Origin of the sequence: Natrinema versiforme, from assembly GCF_005576615.1 — an archaeon.
GTDB classification, from domain to species: domain Archaea; phylum Halobacteriota; class Halobacteria; order Halobacteriales; family Natrialbaceae; genus Natrinema; species Natrinema versiforme_A.
Window position 1 is genome coordinate 1,354,152 of record NZ_CP040330.1, and the last position, 26,590, is coordinate 1,380,741.

The 26,590-nt window shown below is 65.6% G+C and carries 27 protein-coding genes and 1 tRNA gene; 15 read left to right on the top strand and 13 right to left on the bottom strand.

Annotated features, from left to right (window positions below):
• The first annotated feature begins 2 nt into the window (after nt 1–2).
• From FEJ81_RS06635 to cdd, 4 genes are all read left to right on the top strand, one after another.
• Nucleotides 3–1,646: an ABC transporter ATP-binding protein gene (locus tag FEJ81_RS06635; RefSeq protein WP_138244543.1), complete on the top strand. Its 1,644-nt coding sequence runs from the start codon at nt 3–5 to the stop codon at nt 1,644–1,646.
• Nucleotides 1,643–2,890, top strand: a complete 1,248-nt coding sequence (locus FEJ81_RS06640; protein WP_138244544.1) for an ABC transporter permease — start codon at nt 1,643–1,645, stop codon at nt 2,888–2,890. Before FEJ81_RS06635 ends, FEJ81_RS06640 begins: the two co-directional genes overlap by 4 nt.
• On the top strand, nt 2,883–3,929 hold the full coding sequence (locus tag FEJ81_RS06645) for an ABC transporter permease (protein WP_138246728.1): 1,047 nt from the start codon (nt 2,883–2,885) through the stop codon (nt 3,927–3,929). The genes FEJ81_RS06640 and FEJ81_RS06645 overlap by 8 nt, the downstream gene beginning before the upstream one ends.
• A 75-nt stretch (nt 3,930–4,004) precedes the next feature.
• Nucleotides 4,005–4,403 (top strand): cytidine deaminase, encoded by a 399-nt coding sequence (gene cdd, locus FEJ81_RS06650; protein ID WP_138244545.1) that lies wholly within the window; start codon nt 4,005–4,007, stop codon nt 4,401–4,403.
• A 105-nt stretch (nt 4,404–4,508) separates the two neighbouring features.
• Here cdd and FEJ81_RS06655 read toward each other — a convergent pair whose 3' ends face one another.
• Complete coding sequence (locus FEJ81_RS06655) at nt 4,509–4,943, bottom strand: DUF488 domain-containing protein (protein ID WP_138244546.1); 435 nt, start codon at nt 4,941–4,943, stop codon at nt 4,509–4,511.
• A 60-nt stretch (nt 4,944–5,003) separates the two neighbouring features.
• On the opposite strand from FEJ81_RS06655, the gene FEJ81_RS06660 reads away from it, so the two are divergent.
• Entirely contained in the window at nt 5,004–5,825 is an 822-nt protein-coding gene (locus tag FEJ81_RS06660) for a nucleoside phosphorylase (protein WP_138244547.1), read from the top strand.
• A 65-nt stretch (nt 5,826–5,890) separates the two neighbouring features.
• On the opposite strand, the gene FEJ81_RS06665 is transcribed toward FEJ81_RS06660, so the two are convergent.
• The 4 genes from FEJ81_RS06665 to FEJ81_RS23090 all read right to left on the bottom strand — a co-directional run bounded on the left by FEJ81_RS06665 (nt 5,891) and on the right by FEJ81_RS23090 (nt 8,103).
• Nucleotides 5,891–6,658: a mechanosensitive ion channel family protein gene (locus FEJ81_RS06665; protein WP_006431370.1), complete on the bottom strand. Its 768-nt coding sequence runs from the start codon at nt 6,656–6,658 to the stop codon at nt 5,891–5,893.
• Nucleotide 6,659: 1 nt separating this feature from the next.
• Nucleotides 6,660–7,472 (bottom strand): diadenylate cyclase DacZ, encoded by an 813-nt coding sequence (dacZ, locus tag FEJ81_RS06670; protein WP_138244548.1) that lies wholly within the window; start codon nt 7,470–7,472, stop codon nt 6,660–6,662.
• A gap of 326 nt (nt 7,473–7,798) precedes the next feature.
• Nucleotides 7,799–7,883, bottom strand: a tRNA-Leu gene (locus FEJ81_RS06675).
• Between the two features lie 46 nt (nt 7,884–7,929).
• Nucleotides 7,930–8,103 carry a hypothetical protein gene (locus tag FEJ81_RS23090; protein ID WP_006431372.1) on the bottom strand — a complete coding sequence of 58 codons (174 nt, stop codon included), beginning with the start codon at nt 8,101–8,103 and terminating at the stop codon, nt 7,930–7,932.
• Nucleotides 8,104–8,336: 233 nt separating this feature from the next.
• Between FEJ81_RS23090 and FEJ81_RS06680 the strand changes: the two genes are divergently transcribed.
• Entirely contained in the window at nt 8,337–8,645 is a 309-nt protein-coding gene (locus FEJ81_RS06680; RefSeq protein ID WP_138244549.1) for a transcription initiation factor IIB family protein, read from the top strand.
• A gap of 201 nt (nt 8,646–8,846) precedes the next feature.
• On the opposite strand, the gene FEJ81_RS06685 is transcribed toward FEJ81_RS06680, so the two are convergent.
• Complete coding sequence (locus FEJ81_RS06685) at nt 8,847–9,314, bottom strand: phosphopantetheine adenylyltransferase (RefSeq protein ID WP_138244550.1); 468 nt, start codon at nt 9,312–9,314, stop codon at nt 8,847–8,849.
• A 153-nt stretch (nt 9,315–9,467) separates the two neighbouring features.
• On the opposite strand from FEJ81_RS06685, the gene FEJ81_RS06690 reads away from it, so the two are divergent.
• The 3 genes from FEJ81_RS06690 (at nt 9,468) to FEJ81_RS06700 (ending at nt 13,845) form a co-directional block, all read left to right on the top strand.
• Nucleotides 9,468–11,723, top strand: coding sequence for an NADP-dependent malic enzyme (locus tag FEJ81_RS06690; protein WP_138244551.1), 2,256 nt, complete (start codon nt 9,468–9,470; stop codon nt 11,721–11,723).
• Between the two features lie 3 nt (nt 11,724–11,726).
• The gene (locus FEJ81_RS06695; RefSeq protein ID WP_138244552.1) at nt 11,727–13,220 is read left to right on the top strand and encodes an outer membrane protein assembly factor BamB family protein; all 1,494 of its coding nucleotides are present in this window, start codon (nt 11,727–11,729) and stop codon (nt 13,218–13,220) included.
• Nucleotides 13,221–13,473: 253 nt separating this feature from the next.
• The gene (locus FEJ81_RS06700; protein ID WP_138244553.1) at nt 13,474–13,845 is read left to right on the top strand and encodes a 30S ribosomal protein S8e; all 372 of its coding nucleotides are present in this window, start codon (nt 13,474–13,476) and stop codon (nt 13,843–13,845) included.
• Nucleotides 13,846–13,932: 87 nt separating this feature from the next.
• On the opposite strand, the gene FEJ81_RS06705 is transcribed toward FEJ81_RS06700, so the two are convergent.
• The 5 genes from FEJ81_RS06705 to FEJ81_RS06725 form a co-directional block, all read right to left on the bottom strand.
• On the bottom strand, nt 13,933–14,916 hold the full coding sequence (locus FEJ81_RS06705) for an aldo/keto reductase (RefSeq protein ID WP_138244554.1): 984 nt from the start codon (nt 14,914–14,916) through the stop codon (nt 13,933–13,935).
• A 105-nt stretch (nt 14,917–15,021) separates the two neighbouring features.
• Entirely contained in the window at nt 15,022–16,017 is a 996-nt protein-coding gene (locus tag FEJ81_RS06710) for a phosphate uptake regulator PhoU (RefSeq protein ID WP_138244555.1), read from the bottom strand.
• 275 nt (nt 16,018–16,292) lie between these two features.
• Nucleotides 16,293–16,520 carry a DUF7511 domain-containing protein gene (locus FEJ81_RS06715; protein WP_138244556.1) on the bottom strand — a complete coding sequence of 76 codons (228 nt, stop codon included), beginning with the start codon at nt 16,518–16,520 and terminating at the stop codon, nt 16,293–16,295.
• A gap of 277 nt (nt 16,521–16,797) precedes the next feature.
• Nucleotides 16,798–19,308, bottom strand: a complete 2,511-nt coding sequence (ppk1, locus tag FEJ81_RS06720) for a polyphosphate kinase 1 (protein ID WP_138244557.1) — start codon at nt 19,306–19,308, stop codon at nt 16,798–16,800.
• 21 nt (nt 19,309–19,329) lie between these two features.
• Entirely contained in the window at nt 19,330–20,019 is a 690-nt protein-coding gene (locus FEJ81_RS06725; protein ID WP_138244558.1) for a metallophosphoesterase family protein, read from the bottom strand.
• Between the two features lie 174 nt (nt 20,020–20,193).
• Here FEJ81_RS06725 and FEJ81_RS06730 point away from each other — a divergent pair, with 174 nt between their 5' ends.
• The gene (locus tag FEJ81_RS06730; RefSeq protein ID WP_138244559.1) at nt 20,194–20,859 is read left to right on the top strand and encodes a 2,5-diamino-6-(ribosylamino)-4(3H)-pyrimidinone 5'-phosphate reductase; all 666 of its coding nucleotides are present in this window, start codon (nt 20,194–20,196) and stop codon (nt 20,857–20,859) included.
• A 1-nt stretch (nt 20,860) separates the two neighbouring features.
• Here FEJ81_RS06730 and FEJ81_RS06735 read toward each other — a convergent pair whose 3' ends face one another.
• The gene (locus FEJ81_RS06735) at nt 20,861–21,631 is read right to left on the bottom strand and encodes an enoyl-CoA hydratase/isomerase family protein (RefSeq protein ID WP_138244560.1); all 771 of its coding nucleotides are present in this window, start codon (nt 21,629–21,631) and stop codon (nt 20,861–20,863) included.
• A gap of 120 nt (nt 21,632–21,751) precedes the next feature.
• On the opposite strand from FEJ81_RS06735, the gene msrA reads away from it, so the two are divergent.
• The 4 genes from msrA (at nt 21,752) to FEJ81_RS06755 (ending at nt 25,326) form a co-directional block, all read left to right on the top strand.
• On the top strand, nt 21,752–22,282 hold the full coding sequence (msrA, locus tag FEJ81_RS06740) for a peptide-methionine (S)-S-oxide reductase MsrA (protein ID WP_138244561.1): 531 nt from the start codon (nt 21,752–21,754) through the stop codon (nt 22,280–22,282).
• 160 nt (nt 22,283–22,442) lie between these two features.
• Nucleotides 22,443–23,462: a hypothetical protein gene (locus FEJ81_RS06745; RefSeq protein ID WP_138244562.1), complete on the top strand. Its 1,020-nt coding sequence runs from the start codon at nt 22,443–22,445 to the stop codon at nt 23,460–23,462.
• An 89-nt stretch (nt 23,463–23,551) separates the two neighbouring features.
• Nucleotides 23,552–23,977, top strand: a complete 426-nt coding sequence (locus FEJ81_RS06750; RefSeq protein WP_138244563.1) for a CBS domain-containing protein — start codon at nt 23,552–23,554, stop codon at nt 23,975–23,977.
• Nucleotides 23,978–24,105: 128 nt separating this feature from the next.
• Complete coding sequence (locus FEJ81_RS06755) at nt 24,106–25,326, top strand: FAD-dependent oxidoreductase (protein WP_138244564.1); 1,221 nt, start codon at nt 24,106–24,108, stop codon at nt 25,324–25,326.
• A gap of 42 nt (nt 25,327–25,368) precedes the next feature.
• Here FEJ81_RS06755 and FEJ81_RS06760 read toward each other — a convergent pair whose 3' ends face one another.
• Complete coding sequence (locus tag FEJ81_RS06760; protein ID WP_138244565.1) at nt 25,369–25,728, bottom strand: winged helix-turn-helix domain-containing protein; 360 nt, start codon at nt 25,726–25,728, stop codon at nt 25,369–25,371.
• A gap of 129 nt (nt 25,729–25,857) precedes the next feature.
• Here FEJ81_RS06760 and FEJ81_RS06765 point away from each other — a divergent pair, with 129 nt between their 5' ends.
• Nucleotides 25,858–26,547: a cob(I)yrinic acid a,c-diamide adenosyltransferase gene (locus FEJ81_RS06765; RefSeq protein WP_138244566.1), complete on the top strand. Its 690-nt coding sequence runs from the start codon at nt 25,858–25,860 to the stop codon at nt 26,545–26,547.
• The last annotated feature ends 43 nt before the right edge of the window (nt 26,548–26,590 follow it).

Genomic DNA, 26,590 nt, shown 5'->3' on the forward strand with positions numbered 1-26,590 from the left:
GTATGACCGAGTCGGAAGTGGAAACGACTGACGGGACGGAATCGACCGAAGCGGTGGGGCGGGGGGCTGCCGGTCTCTCGGAGACGGGGAGCGATCTCGCCGTCCACCTCGACGGCATCACCAAGCGATTCCCAGGTGTCGTGGCGAACGACGACGTTGATCTCCGCGTCGAACGGGGAACCGTCCACGCCCTGCTCGGCGAGAACGGGGCCGGCAAGACGACGCTGATGAACGTCCTCTACGGACTCTACGAGCCCGAGGAGGGACGGGTTGTCGTCGACGGCGAGGAGCGGACGTTCGACTCGCCCCGGGAGGCCATCGACGCCGGCATCGGGATGATCCACCAGCACTTCATGCTGGTCGATCCCATGACGATCGCCGAGAACATCGCCTTAGGGAACGAACCCACGAAGTGGTTCGGGATGGCGATCGATCGCGACCGCATCCGCCGCGAGATTCGCGACCTCTGTGACCGATACGGCTTCGAGGTCGATCCGGACGCCGCCGTCGAAGACGTAAGCGTCGGCGTCCAGCAACGCGTCGAGATCCTCAAGGCGCTGTTTCGCGGTGCGGACGTCCTCATTCTCGATGAGCCGACCGCCGTTCTCACACCCCAAGAGGTCGAAGCCCTCTACGACGTCCTCGAGGAACTTACCGCCCAGGGGAAGACGATCATCTTCATCACGCACAAACTCGAGGAGGCGACCCACGCCGCCGACGCGATCACCGTCCTCCGGGACGGGAAGTCCGTCGGAACGGTCGACCCCGGGCGGACGAATCGGGAAGACCTGGCCGAGCGCATGGTGGGCCGTGAAGTCATCCTCGAGGCGGAGTCGGAGCCGGTCGAGACGGGTGATGCCGTCCTCTCGACGCGAGACGTTACCGTCGAGGACGCCCGCGGCGTCGAGGCGGTCTCCGGGATCGACCTCGACGTGCACGCGGGCGAAATCCTCGGTATCGCCGGCGTCGACGGCAACGGACAGGCCGAACTGGTCGAAGCGATTACCGGCCTCAGGACCCCCGACGAGGGGACGATCACCTACGAGGGGACGGACATCACGGCGTGGTCCCGCCGCCAGCGAATCGGGAACGGGATGGCCTACATCCCGGAGGATCGTCAGGAACGCGGGCTCGTGATGCCGTTCAACCTCGTCGAAAACGGCCTCCTCGGGAGCCAGCGATCGCCGCAGTTCGCCGCCGGCGGCCGCATCGACTGGGACGGCGTCCGCGACCACACCGAAGACATCATCGAGACCTACGACGTCCGACCGCCGGACGCCGACGCGGAGGCGCATTCGTTCTCCGGTGGCAACCAGCAGAAGTTCATCGTCGGCCGCGAGTTCGAACGCGACCCCTCGCTCGTCGTCGCGACCCATCCGACCCGCGGCGTCGACATCGGGTCGACCGAGTTCATCCACGACCGCCTGCTCGAGCTTCGCCGGGAGGGGGTCGCGGTCCTCCTCGTCTCTTCGAATCTCGACGAGGTCCGGTCGCTGTCGGACCGGTTGGCGGTCATCTACGAGGGAGAGTTCATCGACGTCACCGACCCCGACGACGTCACCGAAGAGGACCTCGGGCTCCGCATGGCCGGCCAACGGCCGGACGAGGAGTTCAACGGCGGTTCCGACCCGGGTGAGTCACAGTGAGGGACCGATTCGAGTCGGTCCTCGAGCGCCTCGCTCGACTGTCGGTCCTCGACCGGATCGTCATCAGCGTCGCGGCGCTGTTGGCCGCCGTCCTCATCGGCGGTATCCTCGTCTTCGTCTCCGGAGCGTTCGCCTCCTGTCGGACCGGCCTCCAGCTGGGCGGGACGACGTTCTGTTACAACCCGATGCAGGTTTACTACGAACTGTTCTTCGGGGCGCTAGGCCACCCGCTCGAGGGCGGCTGGTCGCTGACTAATTACCGCCTCGCGACGACGCTCCAGTGGACGACGCTGCTGATCTTCGCGGGGCTGTCGGTCGCAGTCGCGTTCCGCGCCGGGTTGCTCAATATCGGGACGCAGGGACAGTTGGTCGTCGGTGGCCTCGCGACGGCCGTGACCGTCGTCTACGCGGCGTCGGTCGTTCCCGGCGGATTCGTCGGGACCGTCGTCCTCATCCCGCTCGGCGTCCTCGCGGGCGCGGTCGGCGGCGGGCTCTACGGCGCGATTCCGGGCGTGCTCAAGGCCTACGCTGACGCCAACGAAGTCATTACGACGATCATGCTCAATATTATCGCTGCCGGCATCACGTCGACGCTGCTCTCCTGGCAGTTTCAGGACCCCGATAGTAGCAATCCGGAGACGAGACCGATCCCTCAGTACGCCGAGATACCGAGCATCCCCCAGATCGGGTTCGAGGAGGTAAACTTCTCGCTGCTCGCACTCGCGTTCGCCGTCGCGCTCATGATCGGTATTGCGTGGCTGCTCACTCGGACGTCGTTCGGCTACGAGCTCTGGACGAGCGGCGAGCAGCCGAGCGCGGCCGCCTACGGCGGCGTCGACGAGAAGCGGATGACCGTCGCCAGCATGACCCTCTCGGGTGCGCTCGGCGGGATCGGCGGTGCCTTCTGGGTACTGATGGTCCACGGCCAGTGGCTCGAGAACGTGCCGTCGCTCGGCTTCGACGGCATTGCCGTCTCGGTGCTGGCCGGCAACAGCCCGATCGGCGTCGGCGCGGCGGCGTTTCTGTTCGGCATCTTCGAGAGCGGCTCGCAATCGATCGGTACCGCCACGAGCGTTCCCAAGGAACTGGTCGGCGTCCTGACCGGGCTCATCATCCTCTTCGTCGCGATGCCGGAGTTCTTCCGGCTGATCGGCCGACGATACGTCGATTTCGGAACGACGGAGCCGGTCAGGCCCGACGGCGGTGACTCGGCGGCCGACGATGGGGGTGATGGCGATGCGTAACCCGCTGGACCGAACACGCGAACTCCTCGCTCGGCGGCCGCTCGCGACGGCTTTCGGTGCCGTCGCCGTCTTACTGCTCGGTCTCTGGCTGACGCCGGCGAGCTGGCAGACGTCGACGCTCCAACTCGCCGTTCCGATCGCCCTCGCGGCGATCGGCGGTATCTTCGCCGAGAAGAGCGGCGTCATCAACATCGGCATCGAGGGCCTGCTGATCGTCTCGGCGTTCTCCTCGATCATCGTCGTCGACTGGCTCGGCGACGCGGGCACGACGTTCGGCCTGACGAATCTGTGGTGGGGACTGCTGGCCGGCGTCCTCGTCAGCGTCCTCTTCGCACTCGTCTTCGCGATCGTCTGTCTCGAGTTCGAGGCGGACCAGATCATCGCCGGGCTGGCGGTCTGGCTTATCTCGCTCGGGCTGGCGCCGTTCGCCTCGCAGATCCTCTTCGGGAGCCCGAACACCGCGAGTATCACTCGGTTCGGGAAGGTGACCCTCCCGGTGCTGTCGGAGATTCCGCTCGTCGGCTACCTGCTGTTCGACACCGAACCGCAGGTGTACATCATGCTCGTCGCTGCCGTCGCGGGCTGGTATCTCCTCTCCCGCACGAACTTCGGGCGGTGGGTGGTCGCGAGCGGCGAGAATCCCAAGGCGCTGGATACGGCCGGTATCGACGTCCACAGGGTCCGCTACGCCGCGGTACTCCTCTCGGGCGTCTTCGCCGGACTCGGCGGCGCGGGCTTCGCCCTCGGGACGCTCGGCACGTTCACCGGTGCCGGCGACACCGCGATCAACGGCCGCGGGTTCATCGCGATCGCGACCTACCTGCTCGCGAACTACCACCCGATCGGTGCCCTCGTCGGGTCGTTCCTCTTCGCGGGGCTCAATTCGATGCAGGACATGCTTCAGACGGCGGGCTACTCCGTTCCGACGGAACTCATTCGGACGATCCCGCACATGACGGTCATCGTCGTCCTCGTGCTCGTCGGCCGCACCCGCCTACCGGATGCCGCCGGCGACCACTACGAGTCCGGCGAGGACTGACCGCCGCCGGCCACGGCGGCCGTCGAAACCGCACCGGTCGATGCCTTCTTACACCCGCTCGAGCTATCACCCGTCGTGACTGCACACGATCTCATCGACGCCGCTCGTGACGTTCAGGGACGAGCTCACGTTCCCTATTCCGAGTACCCGGTCGGTGCCGCCCTCGAGACCGACGACGGCGAGGTCTTCGTCGGCTGTAACCTCGAGAATGCGAACTTCAGCAACAGCCTCCACGCCGAGGAGGTCGCGGTCGCCGAGGCGGTCAAGAACGGCCACCGCGAGTTCTCGCAGCTCGCGGTCAGCTCCGGCCGCCGGGACGCCGTCACGCCCTGCGGGATGTGTCGCCAGACCCTCGCGGAGTTCTGCGACGACGACCTCGTCGTGCTCTGTGATGAAGGAGATGACGGCGCCCCGACCGAGTACACGCTCGGCGAACTGTTGCCGAACACGATCACGCAGGAAACGCTCGAGTGACATCCTCCCCGTCCTAATGGGCGGGGCTTTTTCCTCGCACTTCCGTAACGGGGCGGCGGTTCCGGACCGATTCGTATTCCGCAGGGCCCCACGACCGCGCTCACGCTACGATGTCGTCTCCTCGAGGTACTCCCTGAGAATCGTCCGGTGACACCGCTTTTTCTCGGTGTTCTCGAAACAGACCAGTGCCAGCGATTCGCCGGCGGCCAGCCGATCGGCAAGCGTCGCGATCGCGTCCCGCGCCTCGCTCGAGTCCTCGAGATACGCCCGGTACGCGTCCTCGAATCCGACCCGATCCCACGCGGCATTGTGTGCGCCCTCCTCGCAGAGTCCCTGCATCTTCATCTCCTCTTCGGCGTCGCGCATCTCCTCGAGCAGGTCGGCCGGCGGGCCGAGTTCGGGCCGGTTCTCGTCGACGGCCGAGTGAAACCACGAGGTCGGCTGGCGGACGACGCCGACGCGCGTCGCGTCCGCCGGCAACTCGACGAGATCGTGCTGGATCGCCGCGACGTAGGTGTCCGCGAGCGTCCCGCGTTCCATATCAGGAGCCACGTGTGCCCCGCATTTATATACACCGTCGGATCGAACCGCCGGTACTCAATGGCTCGCGACAGCGAAGACCCGAACGCCGATGTCCAGTACCACCTCGAGGTCGGTCCCGAGGACGTAGCCGACACCGTGCTCCTCCCCGGCAATCCCGAGCGCCTCGAGAAGATCGTCGCATTCTGGGACGACCACGAGATCCGGGCTCACCACCGCGAGTACCGGACGGCGACGGGCACGTACGAGGAAACGCCGATCTCGGTCACGTCGACCGGAATCGGCAGCCCCTCCGCCGCGATCGCCGTCGAGGAACTGGCTCGAGTCGGCGTCGACACCTTCGTTCGGGTTGGCTCCTGCGGGGCGATCCAGCCCGAGATGGCTGTCGGTGATCTGGTGATCACCACGGGGGCAGTCCGCCAAGAGGGAACCAGCGACGAGTACGTCCGACCGGACTACCCCGCCGCCGCCGATCACGAGGTCGTCTCCGCGCTGGTCGCCGCCGCCGAACGGCTCGGTTACGACTACCACACTGGCATCACGATGAGCGCGGACTCGTTCTACGCCGGGCAGGGCCGTCCCGGGTTCGAGGGCTTCGAAGCCGCCGGCGCGGACGACATGCTCGACGAACTCAGAGAAGCGAACGTCAAAAACATCGAAATGGAAGCAAGCGCCGTTCTGACGCTCGCGAACCTGTACGGACTCCGTGCCGGTGCGGTCTGTACCGTCTACGCCAACCGCGAAACCGGTGAGTTCAGGACCGAAGGCGAATCTCGCGCCGCGGAGACGGCGTCGCTCGCGACGCGGCTTTTGGCGAAAATGGACGCAGTCAAACGCGAGGCCGGCGTCGACCGCTGGCACGCCGGACTCTCGCTCGAGTAGCGATAGCTGTCTTCCCGCTCGAGGAATCTACAGAATCACTGTGTCCCGTCAATTGACGCGTCCCGTCAGTCCCGCATCCGGACGATCCCGTTCTCGAAGACCTTCCGGTTCGGGACGATGTACTCCTCGGAGTCGTCCTCGATCTTGGTGACGAACAGGTCGACCTCCTGGACGATGCCCGTCTGATCGCCGATCCGGATCTCGTCGCCGATTCCGTAGGGCTGGTTGAGCAACAGATAGATCCCAGCCGCACTCGAGACGAGGAAGTCCTTGAACGCGACGGTGCCGACGATGACGATGCCGACGGCGTAGACCGTCAGCAGGATCAGCAGGGCCAGCACGTGGACGCCGACCTGCCCGAGCGCGATGATGAAGGTGACGTACAGCACCGAGTACTTCACCAGTTTCGGGATGACCGACACCTCGGGGAGCTTGACGCCGCGCAGGTACTCGCTGACGATCAGCTCCGACTTGTCCGCGACGATGAATCCCAGAATGAGCACGAGAACGGCGATGAACAGCTGCGGGATGAACTCCGTGACGCGGAGCCAGAAGGCGTCCGTATCGAGCAACTGGGCGATGTGGATCGCGGTCAGGACCGCGATCCCGTAGATGAACCACGAACTCAGGCGCGCGACAATCTCAACCGTCGAGGTGCCGATCGACTGGGCCGTCCGCTCGAACGGCGTCCCCTCGACGGCCTCGGGCACTCCCGAGGCCGAGAGCAGTTCCTCGTTGAGCCGCCCGACGAGGTAGCCGACGACGAACCCGAGCGCCAGTACCGCCGCCGCTATCACGGCCGGCTCGTTGAACAACGGCTGCCACGCTACCATATCAGTACGCCTCCGGATCGACCTCCAAAATAAGTTCACCGGCCTTGAACGCCCGGACGAGCCCGTCGCTCTCGGAGAGCACGATCGAAATGGCGTTCGTATCCCGGGTGATCGCACCGCCGGCCATGTGTCGCGCGCCGAGTCCCTTCGGCATGTCGACCCCCTCCGCCGACGGCTCGAGGTAGCGATAGGCCGAGACGATCTTCCCCGCATCGGAGATGATAAAGGCGCCGTCGAGCCGCGAGAACTCCTTTAGCATGACGTTGACGATCGGATCGCCGACGTGGACGTGGGACTTCTCGAAGGGGTTGTACGAGAGCGGGCGGGACTTGTTCATCACCTTCCCCGCGTCGCCGACGACGAACAGCGCGCCGACCGGCTTCCCCTTCTGGCCCTTCTGTCCCAGTTCGATCGCCAACTCGAGGACCGCCTTGACCACCTCCGGGTCCGCGCGGGATTTGACGAACAGGTCGTAGATCCCCGTCTGGGTCTCCGCATCCGCCCGGACCCGAGAGACCGTATCGATACTGTCGCTGAAGACGCTCGTCGCACAGGCGAGGTCGTCGCCGTCCTCGATCACGCCCTGCTCGAGTGCGCCCTCGAGACCGAACCGAATCCGATCGGTTATCTCCTCGAACTCGAGGGGGAGTTCGACGAACGTCTCCGCGCCGACGGCGTTTTCGGTGCCGACGACGACCACGTCGAGATCCTCGACATCCGCGAACCGTTCGTAGTACGATCCGCTTGGCGAAAAGAGCACAACTGCATCGACACTCGCAAAGAGTTCCCCAAACACGTCGTCTAACCCGGCCATTGATGATACAACCCGGGCCTGCGCGAATAAGCGTTATGGAGTGTCTGACACGTGTCTGCCGATAATATCCGGTTCTACCGGGCGTAATTAGTGTCAGTGACCATCGGCTGAGTCGGTCACAGCACGCGGCTCGAGTCGCCCGTGAACCCGTTCCCGGCTCTGTACCTTGTCTGTCTATTTTTGCGGTCGCTCGAGGATGCGGTCAGTGTCAGATCCGAATTCAGATTGGATGAAGACGGGGCACTTGGGGCTGCTCGAGTGCTGTGACTACCGAATTCGAACCGGTCGGCGAGTGCTGTTGCTCGCGAGTTTGCTCGCGACAGCAATGCGCGGGACCGGATTCGAACCGGCGGACCCCTACGGGACAGCGTCCTAAGCGCTGCGCCGTTGGCCTAGCTTGGCTACCCGCGCTCGTCTCCCGATTTTCGCGAATCGAGTAAGTACCTGTCGGTCCGAGTTAGCTGTGTTTGACCGGCTCCTCCGGTGACCAATCCGGCGGGACGATAAACGTCACGTGTTCTGGGTCCCGAAGTTGGTGTAGCTCCGCGGCCTGTTCGGCCAGCGACCGCTCCCGGTAGGGCATCTCGAGCCCGCAGCCGGTACAGACGAGTTTGCAGGTTGGCTCTTTCATAGAGGTCGGACCGCCGCCGCGACGGGTGCTATCCTCACCTTCGGCTGACGGCTGGTTTAGTAGTTGTCTCCTAGTGAAATCGACCGAGAACGGCCGTATTTCCGAGGTATTCGTATCTGAACGTTGCCGTCCGTAGTGAACCATTGGTGGACGACGCAGCCTCACGCTGGGCGACCGGCGTCGCCGAGGCCGCGGTCCGTACGTTTATGCCGGCCGCTCCGGTAGCCGTTCGTATGCACAGCGCCCGGGATCGCGTCGAGTACGAACCGTGGCTCGAGGAACTCGAGACCGTCGCCGACCGACTGGAGCTCTCATCGGAAGCGCGGTCGTGTGCGGTCGATCTCTTCCTCGCCGACGTTCCTGCGGCCGATCGCTCGAAACAAGCGGTGTTGGCCGCCAGCCTCTATGCCGGCTCGCTCGTCGCCGGTGACGGCCGCACGCAGGGGGCGGTCGCCGAGGCCGCAGACGTCTCTCGGCTCTCGATCCAATCGCGCTGGAAGGACCTCCTCGAGTCGGCCGGACTCGAGCCGCCGCGGTGGTAAGACGCTCGTACAGGGACTGTTACCCGCACAGTGGCGGACTGGGTTCGCATAAGTATACGATACGAGAACGAACGCACCGGGGTGTTTCTATCGGAAATTGCCATCAGAATCGTCGTTCGAGCAGTATCGCGCTCTTCGCCGCGCCAACTGACCAGCCCACGGTCGATCGGTAGGCTCGACTCGTATCGGTCGGCGGCCGCGTCAGTCGTCGGTGACGATATTTCCGTGTTCGTCGATCTCGCCCTTGACGATCCGGGTGCTCGAGATGATGTCGCCGTCGTCGGCGAGCACGTGTGGGACGACGACGACCTCGAGCGGGTCGTGGCCGCGCTCGCGTCGGATCTCGTTGATCCGCTCGCCGCCCTCGCGGGTCTCGGGGGAGACGACGAGGTAGTCGTACTGGGGTTCGGTCGCGATTCCCGTCGGCGACTCGAGCATGCGGACCTCGAATTCGCGGTCGTAATCGGCCGCGATCGACTCGAGTTCGGTCTCGAGGTCGGCGCTCCGTTCGTCGTAGGAGCGGACGCGTCGGTCAACGTCTCGTGTCTTCGGCGCGAGTTCGTCGCTGGTCAACCCGACGGTCACGTCCCCGAGTTCGAACGCCCGTTCGAACAGCCGCCGGTGGCCGTCATGAACGGGGTCGAAGGTCCCACCAAGCGCGACGTCCATACCCCACTTCACTGCCGCGGTGCGTATAAAACGGTCGAAACGCCGTATTCTCTCGCGGGGGCGTCTCGGAGCACGTTCCGACCGCGGAGGTTCGACGATTGTCGAAACTCCCCTTCGCATTGTTTTTAGTAGTCCCCTGCAGTGTCACCCGGTATGGGACTAGACGAGGACGCACTGGAGTACCACCGCACCGATCCACCCGGAAAGATCGAGATCTCGACCACGAAACCGACGAACACGCAGCGGGACCTCTCGCTCGCGTACTCGCCCGGCGTCGCCGCGCCGTGTCTCGAGATCGACGAGGACGAGACCGACGCCTACAGCTACACGGCGAAGGGCAACCTCGTCGGCGTCGTCTCGAACGGCTCGGCCGTGCTCGGACTCGGCGACATCGGCGCACAGGCCTCCAAGCCCGTCATGGAAGGCAAAGGCGTGCTGTTCAAGCGCTTCGCCGACATCGACGTCTTCGACGTTGAACTCGACGAGGCCGACCCCGACAAGATCGTCGAGGCCATCAAGATGATGGAGCCGACCTTCGGCGGCGTCAACTTGGAGGACATCAAGGCGCCGGGCTGTTTCACCATCGAGGAGCGCCTGCGCGAGGAGATCGACATTCCCGTCTTCCACGACGACCAGCACGGCACCGCGATCATCTCGGGTGCGGCGCTGCTCAACGCCGCCGACATCGCCGGAAAGAGCCTCGAGGAACTCGAGGTCGTCTTCTCCGGTGCCGGGGCGAGCGCGATCGCGTCGGCCCGCTTCTACGAGTCACTCGGCGTACAGAAGGAAAACATCACGATGTGTGACTCCTCGGGGATCATCACCGAGGAGCGCGCGGCCGAGGGCGACGTCAACGAGTACAAACAGCAGTTCGCTCGAGACCTCCCCGAAGGCGGCCTCGCGGACGCGATGGAAGGCGCGGACGTCTTCGTCGGCCTCTCGATCGGCGGCATCGTCTCCCAGGAGATGATCCAGTCCATGGCCGAGGATCCGATCGTCTTCGCGATGGCCAACCCCGATCCCGAGATCGGCTACGAGGAGGCCAAGGCGGCCCGCGACGACACCGTCATCATGGCCACCGGCCGCTCGGACTACCCGAATCAGGTCAACAACGTCCTCGGCTTCCCCTTCATCTTCCGCGGGGCGCTCGACGTGCGCGCGACCGAGATCAACGAGGAGATGAAGGTCGCCTGCGCCGAGGCGCTGGCCGAACTCGCCCGACAGGACGTGCCCGACGCGGTCGTCAAGGCCTACGGCGACGAGCCGATTCAGTACGGCCCCGACTACATCATCCCGAAGCCGGTCGATCCCCGCGTGCTCTTCCGCGTCGCGCCCTCGATCGCCGAGGCCGCGATGGAGTCCGGTGCCGCTCGCACCGAAATCGACCTCGAGGAGTACGAGGAACAACTCGAGGCCCGCCTCGGAAAGTCCCGCGAAATGATGCGCGTCGTCCTCAACAAGGCCAAGAGCGACCCCAAGACGGTCGCGCTCGCGGAGGGCGAAAACGAGAAGATGATCCGCGCGGCCTACCAGATCCAGGAGCAGGGGATCGCCCTGCCGGTCCTGATCGGCGACGAGGACGAGATCAAGGGGACGGCCGCGAACCTCGGGCTGGACTTCGACCCGACCGTCGCCGATCCGTCCGTCGGTGACTACGAGGAGTACGCCGACCGGCTCCACGAACTCCGCGCCCGCAAGGGCATCACGCGCAGCGAGGCCGGCGAACTCATCGAACGCGATACGAACTACTTCGGGAGCGTGATGGTCGAACAGGGCGACGCCGACGCCTTGCTGACCGGCCTCTCCCATCACTACCCCTCGGCACTCCGACCGCCGCTGCAGGTCGTCGGCACCGACGACGACGTCGACTACGCCGCCGGCGTCTACATGCTCACGTTCAAGAACCGCGTGATCTTCATCGCCGACGCGACGGTCAATCAGGACCCCGACGAGGAGGTCCTCGCCGAGGTCACCAAACAGACCGGCAAGCTGGCGCGACGGTTCAACATCGAGCCGCGGGCGGCCCTGCTCTCGTACTCCAACTTCGGCAGCGTCGACAACGAGGGAACCCGAAAGCCGCGCAAGGCGGCCGCAATGTTACAGGACGACCCCGAAGTCGACTTCACGGTCGACGGCGAGATGCAGGCCGACACCGCCGTCGTCGAGGACATCCTCGAGGGCACCTACGGCTTCTCCGAACTCGACGAGCCCGCGAACGTGCTGGTCTTCCCGAACCTCGAGTCGGGGAATATCGGCTACAAGCTGCTCCAGCGACTCGGCGGGGCCGACGCCATCGGCCCGATGCTGGTCGGCATGGACAAGCCGGTCCACGTCCTCCAGCGGGGCGACGAGGTCAAGGACATCGTGAATCTGGCGGGCGTGGCGGTCGTCGACGCCCAACAGGAGTAACGCGTGAGCGAGGACGCCGCCGACCGCCGGGACGCCGACTCGAGTCCCGACCGCCGAGACGCCAACGCCGACGCCGATCGACCCTCGGCAACGGCCGTCGCGGAGCGACAGGGCCCTGACACTGGCGACACGCGGCTCTCGAGGCGGCGACTCCTCTGTACAGCAGGGACTGCCGGGACGATCGGGCTCGCCGGTTGTACCGGACGACGGTACCGCTCGCCACCGGACTGTTCGTCGGTCGGTTCGGCCGCCGACGCGGACGGTTACGTCCCGCTCCCGGCGGACGACGACATCTCGATGTTTCGACGCGGCCTGCGCCGGTACGGCTACTACCCCGAGGAGACCGTTCCGGACGCGGTTCGCGTCGACTGGTCGTTCCCGACCAACGGGATCGGCCACACCGCGGCCAAGTCGACGCCCCGGCCGACGCCGGACGGCGACACTATCCTTATCGCGAGCGACACCGGCCGAATCGACGCCGTTACGCCGACGGGCGAACGCCGCTGGCGCATCGATACTGGCGCGTCCAGAAGCCTCGGCTTTCACGGGACGCCGGCGATCGTCGACGGCACCGCCTACATCGGCGGGTACGACGGCGACTGCTACGCCATCGATATCGCCTCCGGCGACGTGATCTGGCGAACGTCGGCCCGCGAGTTCGGCAACGCGATCGCGATCGGCTCGAGTCCCGCCTACATCGACGGCAACCTGTACCTGCTCACCGAGCACAGCGATCCCGCCAGCGGCACGCTCTGGGAGATCGACGCCGCGACCGGGACCCCCACGTGGAGCGACGACCGCATCTGGGGGATGCCCCATCCCTCACCAGCGATCGACTGCCGGGCCGGCCGACTCGTCACCGGCTCGAACGACGGCGTCGTCTATTGCTGGGAGTTTCCCTCCCTCGAGTTCGCGTGGTCGTTTCAGGCCGGCGGCGAGGGCGGTCCCGACGGCAAATCGATGGCGGGCGGCCGGTTCAACCTCGGCGCACAGATCAAAGGGACGATCCCGGTCTACGACGGCGCGGCCTTCGTCGGCTCGTGGGACGGCCGGTTCTACCGCCTCGATCTCGAGGACGGGAGCGAGGAGTGGTCGTTCCAAACGGACAACATCGTGATGTCGAATCCGGCGATCGATCCCGACGACGGAGTCGTCTACGTCGGAAGCGACGACCGCCGCGTGTACGCGCTCGACACCGACACCGGCGACGAACTGTGGTCGACGAACGTCGGTGGCCGCGTCATCGGCTCGATAACAGCCACTGCGGACACGATCCTCGTCGGCACCTACGACACCCACCTGTACGCCCTCGATAGAGAGACCGGCGAGCGGCGCTGGCGGGTCGAAAACCGCGGCCACGTGACCAGCGGTGCGATCCCGCGAGACGGCCGCATCTACTACGCCGAACGGGGGGTCTTCTCGAACTATTACGACGAGGAGGAGGAAACGGTGCTCGAGGAGCGCGGCCACGCCTACTGTTTGGTTCCGGACGAGTGATTAGCCCTCACGCAACTGAACGGTTTACCGGTGCGGTCTCACCGATCGCTACCGCGAGCGAAGCCGAAGGCTGAGTGAGCGGGCCGACGACTGACTCGACGCGAGTGAAACGAGCGGAGAGGAAGGAGGAGTGTTTTTAATCGAAATTTTACCGAGGGACGCTGCGCTGTGTGGCGAAGCCACCAGCGCAGCAGACCGCAGAGTAAAATTTCGTAGCAGTGCATTCAAGTATACGCCCGGATTTTTACCGGGTATGCAAGATCAGGGACGCTCTACGCGCAAGCGAACCGGTGGTCGACTGAAGAACGTTCGGAAGCGCCGCAAGGACGAACTCGGTCGGCTCCCGACCGAGACGGAAGTCGGCGACCAGCGATTCCGAACCGTCGACGCTCGCGGGAACGTCACGAAGACGCGAGCACTCTCGACGGACGTCGCGAGCGTCAACAAGGGCGGCGAGACGGTCTCCGCGGAGATCGAAGACGTCGTCGAGAACGACGCCAACCCGAACTACATCCGCCGGAACATCATCACGAAGGGTGCCGTCATCGAGACGAGCGAAGGGCAGGCCCGCGTCACCTCCCGTCCCGGACAGACCGGTCAGGTCAACGCCGTTCTCCTCGAGTAGCGTCGCCCCCGTTTTCGATTCGCCGTAACTCGCGAGCGTACCGTCCGGTAGCGGCTCGTCTTTCAGCCGACGGTTCTCTGGCCTCGCTCAGATGTCCCCGATGTCGGGGTTCCAGACCGGTGTAATCGGTGCTTCGACTCGCTCGATCTCCTCGCTGCTGAGTTCGATCTCGAGCGCGCCGACGGCGTCCTCGAGGTGGTCGATCGTCCGCGGGCCGACGATGGGTGCGTCGACGAGATCCTTGTGGAGCAACCACGCGAGCGCGACCTGTGCCGGCGTCGCGTCGCGGGAATCGGCGATGTCGCGGACGTGCTCGAGGGCCGCCCAGTTCTCGTCGGTGAAGCGTTTCCGCATGAACTCGTCTGTCGCGGCCCGGCCCGAATCAGGGTCCGCGTCTCGCTCGTATTTGTCCGTCAGGAAGCCGCCGGCCAGCGGCGACCACGGGAGGACGCCGATATCCTGATCGGCACACAGCGGCAAGACGTTCGCCTCCTCGTGGCGATCGACGAGGTTGTACTCGCACTGCATCGAGACGAAGCGCTCGTGATTGTCGACGTCGGCCGCAGAGAGCGCCTTCATGAACTTCCACGCCGGCATCGTGCTCGCGCCGACGTAGCGCACGTCGCCCGCGTCGACGAGGGAATCGAGCGCCGAGAGCGTCTCCTCGATCGGCGTCTCGTCGTCCCAGCGGTGGATCTGGTAGAGGTCGATGTAGTCGGTTCCCAGCCGCTCGAGGCTCGCGTCGGCCTGCTCGAGGACGTGTTTGCGGGAGAGACCCTCCCCGTTCGGTCCCTTGTGCATCCGGCCGTACACCTTCGTCGCGACGACGAGTTCCGATCGATCGCGGTCGGAATCGGCGAGGGCCGCGCCCACGATGTCCTCGCTCTCGCCCTGTGAGTAGACGTTCGCGGTGTCGAAGACGTTGATTCCGAGTTCGAGGGCGCGGTCGATCACCGCGCGGGCCTGCTCGCGGTCGTGGACCATCCACGGCTGGTCGGTTCCGAAGTTCATGCAGCCGAGACAGAGTCGGGAGACTTCCAGCCCCGTCGCGCCGAGACGCGTGTACTCCATACTGTCGTCTCTCGGTTCGGCGGTGGGTAAAGCCACCACGGATACCTTCGGAGACTGATACGACGGAAAACGAGTCCGCGGGTCCGCGTGATTTCCGAGCGCGGGTCAGGGCCGCGGTGCCGCCTTCTGTAACGCCGTTTCGGCGATGTTGCCGCCGTAGTCGGCGCTTCTGGACAGCGAGTCGACGATCAGCCCCAGCGACTGGGCCTGTGCGGGCTCGAGATCGCGGAGCATGTCGTCGATCTGGCGGGTGTGTTCGTCGATGTCGACGACGGCCGCGAGCGCGTCGTGGCCGAGCCGATTCGCTTCGTCGGCTTCCTCGGCGAACAGCGCGTCCATCGACTGCTCGAAGACGGTCGCGGCTTCGGCGTGAAGGCCGTGGATCGCGTCGGCCACGTCGGCGGGGAGGTCGTCGAGCTTGAGCGCGATGTCGCTGATCTTGACGGCGTGGTCGGCGATCCGCTCGAGTTGGCGAGCACTCGAGTGGAAGTCGAAACAGTCCTCGCGGGAGACGCCGAGTTCCTCGACTGCGCGGGGCGATCGCAGCGTCGCGCGGAAGATCCGCGAGACGACCAGCCAGAGGCGGTCGACGTCGTCGTCGCGATCGATCACGTCGTACGCGATGTCGTCGTCGTTCTCGATCAGTGCGGTCACCGCGTCTTCGAGCATCGATTGAGCGATCAGGCGCATGCGCGTGACGGCGTTGACGATCGACAACTCGGAGGAGTCGAGCAGGTCCTGAATGACCACGCTATCGCCCGTCTCCTCGAGGACTTCGACGCCGACGAGTCGCTGGGTCGCGTCGCGGATCGCGCTGCGCTGCTCGGTCGTGATCCGGCCCGCCTCGAGTGAGATTACGTCGAACCCGCTGACGTACATCGTCATCACGGCTCGCATCAGTTCTTCGCCCTCGAGTCCCGAGACATCGATGGTCCCTTCCTCGCGGCGCGTCTCCTGTTCGGGCGTCAGGAGGAGTTCGTCCCCTTCGGGGTAGAATTCGACTGTGGTTCCGCTGCTGACATCGTTGTCCGTCGCCCAGGTCTTCGGCAACGAGACGGTGAAGGTCGACCCTCCCGTCACCTGAACCTTTCGCGTCTCCATACGAACGGGTTCCGACTGGAACAATATAAATCCACTAGTCTATAGAGCCATATAGACTGCCGATTTACCCCCGCAAATCGGCTTCTTAGAGGCATTTTCGGTACCCATTGGTCAGTACACCTCAATCGATAACGGTTGACGTATATAGAGATATATAGTGGATCCGGAGAGACGGAGATCGACTATCGAACCAGTCGAGTCCGAACCGTTGCACTCGAGAACGGCGAACCGACGACCGGTCACTGGGACTCGATCCGAGACGGCACCGGACCGGATTACCGCGTGTCAGCGAGGTCGACGACGACGTCGGTGTTCGCCGACAGCCAGGTCGTCATCCGCTCCGCCTCGGGACACTCACGCGGCGTGATCGTACACCGGTCGGGTCGGTTCTCGTATCGGACGACGATCGACTCGAGGTCGATCGTTTCGTCGGAGTACTGCGTGGCCGCGGCCAGTCGCTTTCGGGATGACTGATCGTCGTAATCGTTGGTGGATCCGGTCATGGGTCGGGAGCAGTCGCGTATGCGAACCGACCGAGGACACGTACAAAGCCACTGCTAATTGTGATATTGAGCGGTCCGTACTGATCATAGGCACTCCGTATCGGTGCCGGTCCCCGCCCGGAGCGCGGTGGTCGCCGACCGATCCATAGATCCAGCGGCGGGAATCGACGGCTGGCTCGTGCGTTCCGCCGGCTACCGCTGAGAACCGACGGACGAAAGCTCGCCGGACCGAAAAACTGAGTCAGGGGCGCGGACCGCTCTCGCAACTCGGCGATCGCTACTTTCGAGCGCTGGTCCGCACGTCGTCGAGTGCGGACCGCATGAACGTCTCGTGGACGTTCGTCGTCGAGCCGCCCCCGGCGGGCTTGCACCGCTCGTAGCTCCCGTCCGATCGCATCACCCACCGGTTCTGATCGTCCGAGAGCAGCGTCTCGAGGATGCCGTTGAGCCGCCGTTGGAGTCGCGGATCGTCGATCGGCGTGATCGCTTCGACCCGATTGTCGAGATTGCGGGTCATCCAGTCGGCCGAGCCGATGTAGTATCGGTCGTCGCCCCCCGCTCGGAAGTAAAAGATCCGCGAGTGCTCGAGGAAGCGACCGACGACGCTGTAGACGTCGATCGTGTCGCTGACCCCCTCGAGTCCGGGCCGGAGCCGACAGATGTCCCGGACGATGAGATCGATATCGACGCCGGCCATCGACGCTTCGTAGAGTTCCCGGACCATGTCCGGGTCCTCTAACCGGTTCATCTTGGCGACGATGCGCGCGTCTTCGCCGTTGCGTGCGCGCTCGGCTTCGGCGCGGACGAGATCGACGAAGCGATCGCGCATGTTCCCGGGCGCGATAAGCAGTTCCCGGTAGTCCCGGTGCATCGAGTGACCGGTGAAGTAGTTAAAGAGCTTGACGAGGTCCTGTCCGATATCACGGTCGGCCGTCAGCAGTCCTAAATCCTCGTAGCTCTTCGCGGTCTCGGAGTGGTAGTTGCCGGTCCCGATGTGCGAGTAGAGCCGCACCCCGTCGGCTTCCTCGCGGACGACCAGCGAGGTCTTCGTGTGGGTCTTGTAGCCGATCGTCCCGTAGGCGACGTGGATCCCTTCCTCCTCGAGTTTCTTCGCCCACTCGAGGTTGTTCTCCTCGTCGAAGCGGGCCTTGAGTTCGACCATGACGGCGACCTGCTTGCCGTTGCGAGCGGCTTCGATCAGGCTCTCGATGATCTGTGAATCGCTCGCGGTGCGGTAGATCGCCGCCTTGATCGCGAGCACGTCGGGGTCGTTGGCCGCCGCCTCGAGGAACCGCTGGACGGTCGCCTCGAAGGAGTGATAGGGGTGGTGGACGAGCACGTCGTCGTCGCTGATCGCGTCGAACACGTTCGTCGCGTCCTCGCAGCGCCCCAGCCGCGGGTGGGGCTGTGGCGACCACTCGGGAAGTTTCAACGCGGGCCGATCGAGATCGGTCAGGTCGGCGAAGTCCCGATAGTCGAGCGGGCCCTCGAGGTCGAACATCTCCCGGTCGTCGAGATCCAACTCGCGCGTGAGGATCTCGCGGATCCGCTCGGGCGCGTCGGGCTCGATCTCGAGCCGGACGGCGGTGGCGAAGCGTCGTTCCTCGATGACTTCCTCGATCATCTCGATCAGGTCCTCGGCGACCTCCTCGTCGCGGCGGACCTCGGCGTTGCGCGTCACCCGAAACAGGGCGGTGTCGACGACTTCGACGTCCGGGAAGAGCAGATCGAGGTTCGCCCGGACGATGTCCTCCAAGAGGACGTACCGGGTGTCGTCGCCGAACTGGACGAACCGGAGCTGGTTGCGCGGGATCTTCACGCGGGAGAAGGTCAGTTCCGCGCCGGGTCGTTCCCGCGTCAACACCGCGAGCGAGAGACTCTGATTCGAGATGAACGGGAACGGATGGGCCGGATCGAACGTCAGCGGGGTCAGGGTCGGCAGGACGGAACTCTCGAAGTACTCGCGCAGTTGCTGGCGCTCGACGACCGTGAGGTCGTCGTAGTCGACGATGTGGATTCCCGCGTCGGCCAGCGCCGGCTGGATCTCCTCGCGGTAACACGCGGCCTGCCGTTCGAACAGCAGCCGGGCCTCCTCGAGGGCCGCTTCCCACTGCTCGCGGGGCGTACGGCCGTCCGGCGTCTCCTCGGTGACGCCGGCCGCGATCTGTTGTTTCAGCCCGCCGACGCGCTTGCGGAAGAACTCGTCTAAGTTCGTCGTGACGATCGCGAGGAACTTCACGCGCTCTAACAGCGGGTTGTCCGCGTCCAGCACTTCGTGGAGAACGCGGCGCTGAAAGGCGAGTTCGCTGAGTTCGCGGTTCAGGTAGTACGACGGGTCCGAGAGATCGACATCCGCCCGGGCCGTCTCCGCGTCGTCTGACCTGACGACCGGTAACTCGTTCCGATCCGGGTTCGCTTCCCAGTCGACTCCGTCGGTCGCATCGGAGCGCTCGATCTCGACGGTGTCGGTGGACTCGTCGGATTCGTCGATTTCCTCGGATTCCTCGAGTTCATCCGTCCCCGGAGTGGCATCGGTCGTTGCCTCGCCATCCGGCATCGAATCGGGGTCCAGTTCGACCCCGTCGGCTTCGGCGGCCGATTCGCTGTCCTCTCCCCACCCATCTCGAGCGGGCGAGCGGGCATCGGTCTCCGTGTCGTCTTCCGCGTCTCCGCCGTCGAATAACGACCGGAACGCGAACTCCGTGCGTCCGCTCGCCGCCTCGTCGGTTGCCTGTTCCTCCGTAGTCGATACTGCCTCGTCGTTTGCTCCCGAATCTCGTTCGTTCATCCCGAAATCCCCCCGTCGCGGTCAGCCATCTGCCGTGACGAATTTCTCGGACGGCCGCTCCACGTGCCCCGTCCCGGAGACGCTGCGCAACTCGTCGCGGCGAACGTCGTAGGCCGTGAGGTCGCCGCCGTAGACACAGCCCGTATCGAGTCCGACCGCCCACTCCCGCTCGATCGGCTCCTCGAGGACCGTGTGGCCGAAAAAGACCCGCGGCGGCCCCTCGTAGGTCTCGAACCAGAACGGGCCGTCGTAGCCGTCGCCGTCCGGCGACCGCATCGTCAGCACGTCGTCGCCCGAGTGCGCCGACAGCGGTCGGCTCGGATCGACCCCACCGTGGACGACGAGTCCGCCGTCCCACGAAATCGCCGTCGGAAGCGACTCGATGTACTGGTAATCGACCGCGTCGAGCGCCGACAGCGAGGCGTCGCCCTCGAGCAGCTTTCGCTCGTTGTTGCCGCGGACCGAAATCAGCCGCGGCGACCGCCTGACGCGGTCGAGGACGGCCTTGCTCTCCGGCCCCTTTCGGACCAGATCGCCGACGAACACGGCGAGGTCGTTCGCGCCGAGGTCGAGCGTGCCCAGCAGCGCCTCGAGTTCGTCCAGACAGCCGTGGACGTCACCGACGACGTAGACGTCGTCTCGGTTCTCGAGGTCGATGTGCCGGTGGTCGAACGATACCGTGTCGTCGAACGCGGAGTTGGCGGTCGTCACGTGTTATGCGTTCGAACCCTCAGCCGAAACCGGATAAGTCGTTTATATGTTCCGTATTGTACGCTATATAGCACCGCATAGCGGTCACGAGACGGCGAATTCGCGGCGTACGCCGCGTCGAACCGCGGTGTCGAGACCGGGGGATTTCTGTACGATCCCCGCCACAGCACGGATATGTACGTCATCGTCAACGCCGCCGCGAGCGCAGACGGCAAACTCTCCTCGCGCCGGCGCGAACAGCTCGCGATCAGCGGCGCGGACGACTTCGCGCGCGTCGATCGGCTGCGCGCCGAGAGCGACGCCGTCGCGGTCGGCGTCGGCACCGTCCTCGCGGACGATCCGCACCTGACCGTCAAAGACGACGACCTGCGGGCCCAGCGCCGCGAGGACGGCCGGCCGGCAAACCCCGCGCGGGTCGTCGTCGACTCGAGCGGGCGCACGCCGACCGACGCGGCGGTCCTCGACGACGCGGCGGCGACCTACGTCTGTCTGAGCGAGGCCGCACCCGTCGATCGCCGGATGGAACTCGCCGACAGCGCCGAGTTGATCACGGCCGGTGACGACCGGGTCGACCTCCTGCGCGCGTTCGCGACGCTGCAGGAGGCCGGCCTCGAGCAGATCATGGTCGAGGGCGGCGGCGAACTCATCTTCTCGCTGTTCGAGGCCGGACTGGTCGACGAGCTCCGGGTGTTCGTCGGCCCGAAAATCATCGGCGGCCGCGACGCACCGACGCTGGCCGACGGCGAGGGGTTCGTCGCCGAGTTCCCGGCGCTCGACCTCGAGGCGGTCGACCGGCTCGACGACGGGGTCGTGCTCACGTGGCGCGTCGACGACCGCTAAGTTACTCGAACTCCGGCTCCCGGTCCTCGACGAACGCCGTCATCCCCTCGCGCTGGTCGTGCGTGCCGAAGAGGCTCGCGAAGGCGCGTTTCTCGTACGCGAGGCCGCTTTCCTGCGAGCCCTCGTAGCCCCGATTGAGCGCCTGCTTGGCGGTCCGCATCGCGAAGGCCGGTTTCGAAGCGAGTCGGTCGGCCAACTCGCCGGCGACCGTCTCGAGTTCGTCGTCCGCCACGACCTCGCCGAACAGGCCCGCCTCGGCGGCCGAGTCGGCGTCGAGGCGCTCGCCGAGGAAGATCATCCGGCGCGCGGTCGCGTCGCCGACCAGCCGCGGCAGCCGCTGGGTGGCTCCCCAGCCGGGGATGATCCCGAGATCGATCTCGGTGTTACCGATCAGCGCCGACTCGCCGGCGACCCGCAGGTCACAGGCCAGCGCCATCTCGCAGCCGCCGCCGAACGCGTAGCCGTTGACCGCCGCGATCGTCGGCGCGGGAAACGCCTCGAGCGCGTCGGCCACGTCGTGGCCGAGTTCGCCCCACTCCTGTGCCGCCTCCGCGGAGAGGTCCTGCATGTAGGTGATGTCCGCGCCGGCGATGAACGCGTCGCCGGCCCCCGTCAAGACGAGCGCCCGCGCGTCTTCCGCCGCCGCTTCCTCGAGGGCTTCGCCCATCGCCTCGAGCGTCGCGACGTTCAGGGCGTTGAGCGCGTCGGGTCGATCCACGGTCAGCGTCGCCACGTCGTCGTCCCACTCGAGTCGAACTGTGTCCCACGACATACGCCGTCGTTTGCTAGCCTCCGTCAAATCAGTTCGCACGGCGGCGACCGCGACCAGTGTCGTCGCGCCGCCCGACGGCCACCCGTCACATCTTTCCTCGGTCGCGCCCTACGGGCGGCTATGGAACGAGCCACGTTCGGCGGTGGGTGTTTCTGGTGTACCGAAGCGGCGATGAAGGAACTCGAGGGCGTCGACTCGGTCACGTCCGGCTACGCCGGTGGACACGCCGACGATCCCACCTACCGCGAGGTCTGTTCCGGAAACACCGGCCACGCGGAGGTCGTCCAGGTCGAGTACGATTCCAACGCGATCAGCTATGACGAACTGCTCGAGGTGTTCTTCGCGACCCACGACCCGACGCAACTCAATCGACAGGGACCGGACGTCGGAACCCAGTACCGCTCCATCGTCCTGTATCACGACGACGACCAACGGACCCAGGCCGAGGCCTACATCGACGCGCTCGACTCCGAGTATGATGACGACGTGGTGACCGAGTTGGAACCGCTCGGGACGTTCTACCGCGCCGAGGAGAAACATCAGGACTACTTCGAGAAGAATCCCAACGACGCCTACTGTACGATGCACGCGGCCCCGAAAGTCGAGAAGGTCCGCGAGAAGTTCGCCGAGAACGTCGCCGCGGAACACTAGGGAGACCGTCAGCGGAGACGGATACCCAGTGGCGTGATCCCGAAAACTCGGAACGGAGTTTCCCACTCTTCTTCGAGAAACCGGAGGCGACGATTCTCTCAGTGCTTGCCGATCCACCCCGACACTATATCGGACTTCGCCGATACGCTCTAGCGTGGGAATGCCGCTCACAAAATATTCGCTGGGGAGCGTTCGGAGAGGGCTCCGCAACCCCGACCTCGTCTGGACGGAGCTTTGCAAGTACCTCTGGTCGGCCCATCGGACCGCCTACGAGCTCCGCCACGGGGACGGCGTCGACGTAATGGCGGAAGACTGGGACGACCTGCTGATACTCGACGCCTGTCGATACGACGCCTTTGCGGCCCAGAATCGGATTGACGGCACCCTCGAGTCCCGGCTGTCCGCCGGCTCGAGCAGCCCGGGATGGATCGACGCGAACTTCTCGGGAGAGACCCATCACGATACCGTCTACGTCAGCGGGAACGCGTTCACGGCCGACATCGGCGACGACGTGTTTCACGCGATTTACACGGTTCCGCCCGAACCGGTCACGGAGGCCGAAGCCGTCGACGCGGACGCGATCACGAACCCCGAGATACTGGCGGACAGTTACGTCATCCGTCCGGAAACCGTCGTCGAGAAGGCGATCGAAGCCCACGAGCGGCATCCGCGAAAGCGGCTGATCGTCCACTTCCTCCAGCCACATGTTCCACTCATCGGCGAGACGGGACTAGAGATCTACCAGCAGATCGCGTCCGAGGGCGATCTCTCGTCGCTTTCACGCGGCGGTCGCGGGAATCGGTTCGGCGCGTTGAACGTGCAACTGTACCGCGTCGTCGAGGACGACGCGTTCGATATCGACGTTGCTGACCTCCGGCAAGCGTACGCCGAAACCCTCGACCTCGTGCTTCCGTACGCCGAGCAGTTGACCCGAGAGCTCCCCGGAAAATCCGTTATCTCCGCCGACCACGGCGAGCTGCTGGGTGAACGGCTCCTGCCGTTCACGGACAGAAAATACGGCCACTTCGAGTACCTGGCGGCCGACGAGTTGCGACGGGTCCCGTGGCACATCGTCGACAGCGACGATCGGAGACGGACCGTCGAAGAGGCGCCGATCGAGTCCGCTCGGATGGACGAAGAAGAAGTGACCGAAAAGCTCCGAGTACTGGGGTACCGGTGACGAGCGGTCGGTTCACACTCGAGTCGGAGGATGGTTTCGCTTGAAAGCTCACCACTGAAGACCGAGCCGGGCGTCGGTCGATCCGAACCATGTCCGTCGGCAAACTCGGCCCCCAAGACGTCGTCACGACCAGTCCCGACAGCCAGCTCGAGGAGGTTACCCAACGGCTCGAGGCGGAAAACGTCGGCTCGGTCATCGTCACCGAGAACGACGAACCGATCGGAATGCTCACCGACCGCGACGCCGCGCTCGCGATCCACGACCACGACGATGTCGGGTCGGTATCGGTCGCGGACGTGATGACCGAACGGCCGGTGACGGTCCACGAGGACGACGACCCGGTCACCATCTCGGAGGCGATTCGCGACAACAACGTCCGCCGGTTCCCGATCGTCGACGACGACGGCGAACTGGCCGGCGTCGCGACGCTCGACGATCTGGTCGCCACGATCGGCGAGCAACTCGATAACGTCGCCGATACGATCGAAGCCCAGTCGCCGGACTACAGCCCGTAGTCCCGTCGTCGAGCGCGGACAGCTCGAGACGAAACGAGACGATTCGATCTCGCCGACATCCGAGACGTTTCTTCGGAGTTCGGCCCGAGTAGTGAAAGGTACGTCAGTCTGGGCGTCCTCGCTCGAGTATGGACAGTGAAACGGGCGTTCTCGTGATCGGCGGCGGCGCTACCGGAGCGGGAATCGCCAGAGACCTCGCGCTCAGGGGCGTCGACGTCACGCTCGTCGATCGGAACGGGCTCGCGTCGGGAACGTCGGGCCGCTCGCACGGGTTGCTCCACAGCGGCGCGCGCTACGCCGAGGCCGACGGCCCGGAGGCTCGAGAGTGCCTCGCGGAGAACCGGATCCTGCGCCGGATCGGGGGCGCGTGCGTTCGGGAGACCGAGGGGCTCTTCGTACAACTCGCCGAGGACGATCCGGCCTATTTCGACGCGAAACGCGACGCCTGCGAGGACGTTGGGATTCCGACCGAAGTCGTCGACGGAGACACCGCCCGCGAGGCGGTTCCGGATCTCTCCGACGATGTCGCTCGCGCGATGTGGGTCCCCGACGGCGTGGTCCTCCCGTCGCGGTTGGTCGCCGCCAACGCGGCCGACGCTCGAGAACACGGGGCGGATATTCGTCCTCACGCACCGGTCGAGTCGATACGCCGCGAGAACGGGCAGGTCACGGCGGTCGCACTCGGCGGCGATGCCAACGAGACGGTGCGGCCGAGCTACGTCGTGAACGCGACCGGCCCGTACGCGGGGCAGATCGCCGAGATGGCGGGCGTGTCCGTCGAGATGCGCCCGACCCGCGGCGTCATGGTCTCGGTCGAGTACGACGGCCTCGAGCCGGTGTGCAACCGGTGTCGCGAGCCCGACGACGGCGACATCGTCGTCCCGCACGGCGGCGAAGCCGTCCTCGGGACGACGAGCGTTCCGGTCGGCGATCCGGACGACTACGAACGGGCCGACTGGGAGATCGAGGAGACGGTCACCGAATGTGCGGCGATGCTCCCGCCGGTCGCCGACGCCGACCGCGTCCGAACGTGGTGGGGCGTCCGCCCGCTGTACGAACCCGACGAGGCCGCTCGCGGCGGCCGCGGGATCTCGCGCGGTTTTCACCTGCTCGACCACGCGGACGAGGACCTCGAGAATAGCTGTAGTGTCGTCGGCGGGAAGCTAACGACGTACCGCAGGATGGCCGAAGCCGCTGCGGATCTCGTCTGTGATCGACTCGGCGTCGACGCCGACTGTGTTACCGCCGACGAGCGGCTTCCGGGCGCGTCGGATCCGGCCCGGCTCGACGAGTTCGTCCGGCAGTTCGACGGGCAGGGACCGACCGACGCCGACATCGTCGGAAAATAGCAGCAGCGTTGGCTCTCGAGCCGAGCGGGCGACAGAACTGCCTCAGAATTCGCGGTTGAGTTCCGACCAGAAGTCGTGCTCCGTCGAGCGGTCGATATCGACGCGCAACTCGTTTGCGTCGTCGAGGTCGATCGAGATCCGCTCGAGATTGGCGACGTACCGGGCCTTCTGATGGCGACCCTCGCGGACGCCGGCGGCTTCCTTGACCAGCCCGGCCTCCGTCAGGCAGTCGAGTTTTCGGTAGGTCGTCGAGAGCGGGCGGTCCGCCGCCTCGGCGATGTCGTCGACCGTCATCGGCTCCTCGAGCACCGCGATAATCTCCCGGCAGGCACCGTCGTCGAGTGCGGCGATCACGCGCTCGAACTCCGGGGAGCCGTCGGACGAGGAGAACTCGAGGGACATTGGGTGCAGCCACGTTAGGAGCGAGGCCTAAAGACACGTTTGGTTGGGGGTGTCACTGGCTGGACGCGACCCGACACGGAGGGAATCGGATGGAGCAACTACATGTGCGACGGGGCCGACCGACCCCGTATGAGCGACGATCAACCGCCCGAATCCGCGGTCGAGAACACGCCGGGGCAGGGCCGAACGCCCGAAGCCGAGCGAATCGAACCCGCCGCCCCCGAGGAGTTCGGCCTCGTCCAGGTCTGGTGGGGAGACGGAAAGGGAAAGACGACGGCCGCCCTCGGCATGGGGATGCGAGCCGCGGGCCACGGTTACCGGGTCCACATGCTCCAGTTCATGAAAGGCGGGGCCTCGAGCGTCGACGCAGTCCGGGGCGAGTACAACGCGATGGCCGCGCTGCCGGGGATCAGTTACGAGAACCTCGGCCACTACGGCTGGCACGGGATGGCGGACGAGAGCGACGAGGCCGACCACGAGGCCGAGGCCCAAGCAGGCCTCGAGCGCGCCCGCGAGTTACTCGAGGCGGCACGCGACGCCGATCTCGGCGCGCCCATCGATCTCGACGCGCCGCCGGAGGCGGGGATGCACATGCTGATTCTGGACGAAGTGCTCTACGCCGCGGATCGCGACCTGATCAGTGAAGGCGACGTCCTCGATCTCATCGAACGGAAACCCGACGACCTCGAACTCGTCGTCTGTGGCAGTCACGCCGAGCCGACGTACCTCGAGGAGCGGGCCGACCTGATCACGAACGTTCGAAAGGTGACGCACCCGATCGACGAGGGACAGCGGGCGCGGCGCGGAACCGAGTTCTGATCGGCCGTCGCCGCGGTAATCGACGGCGGCCGCGGCATGTCAC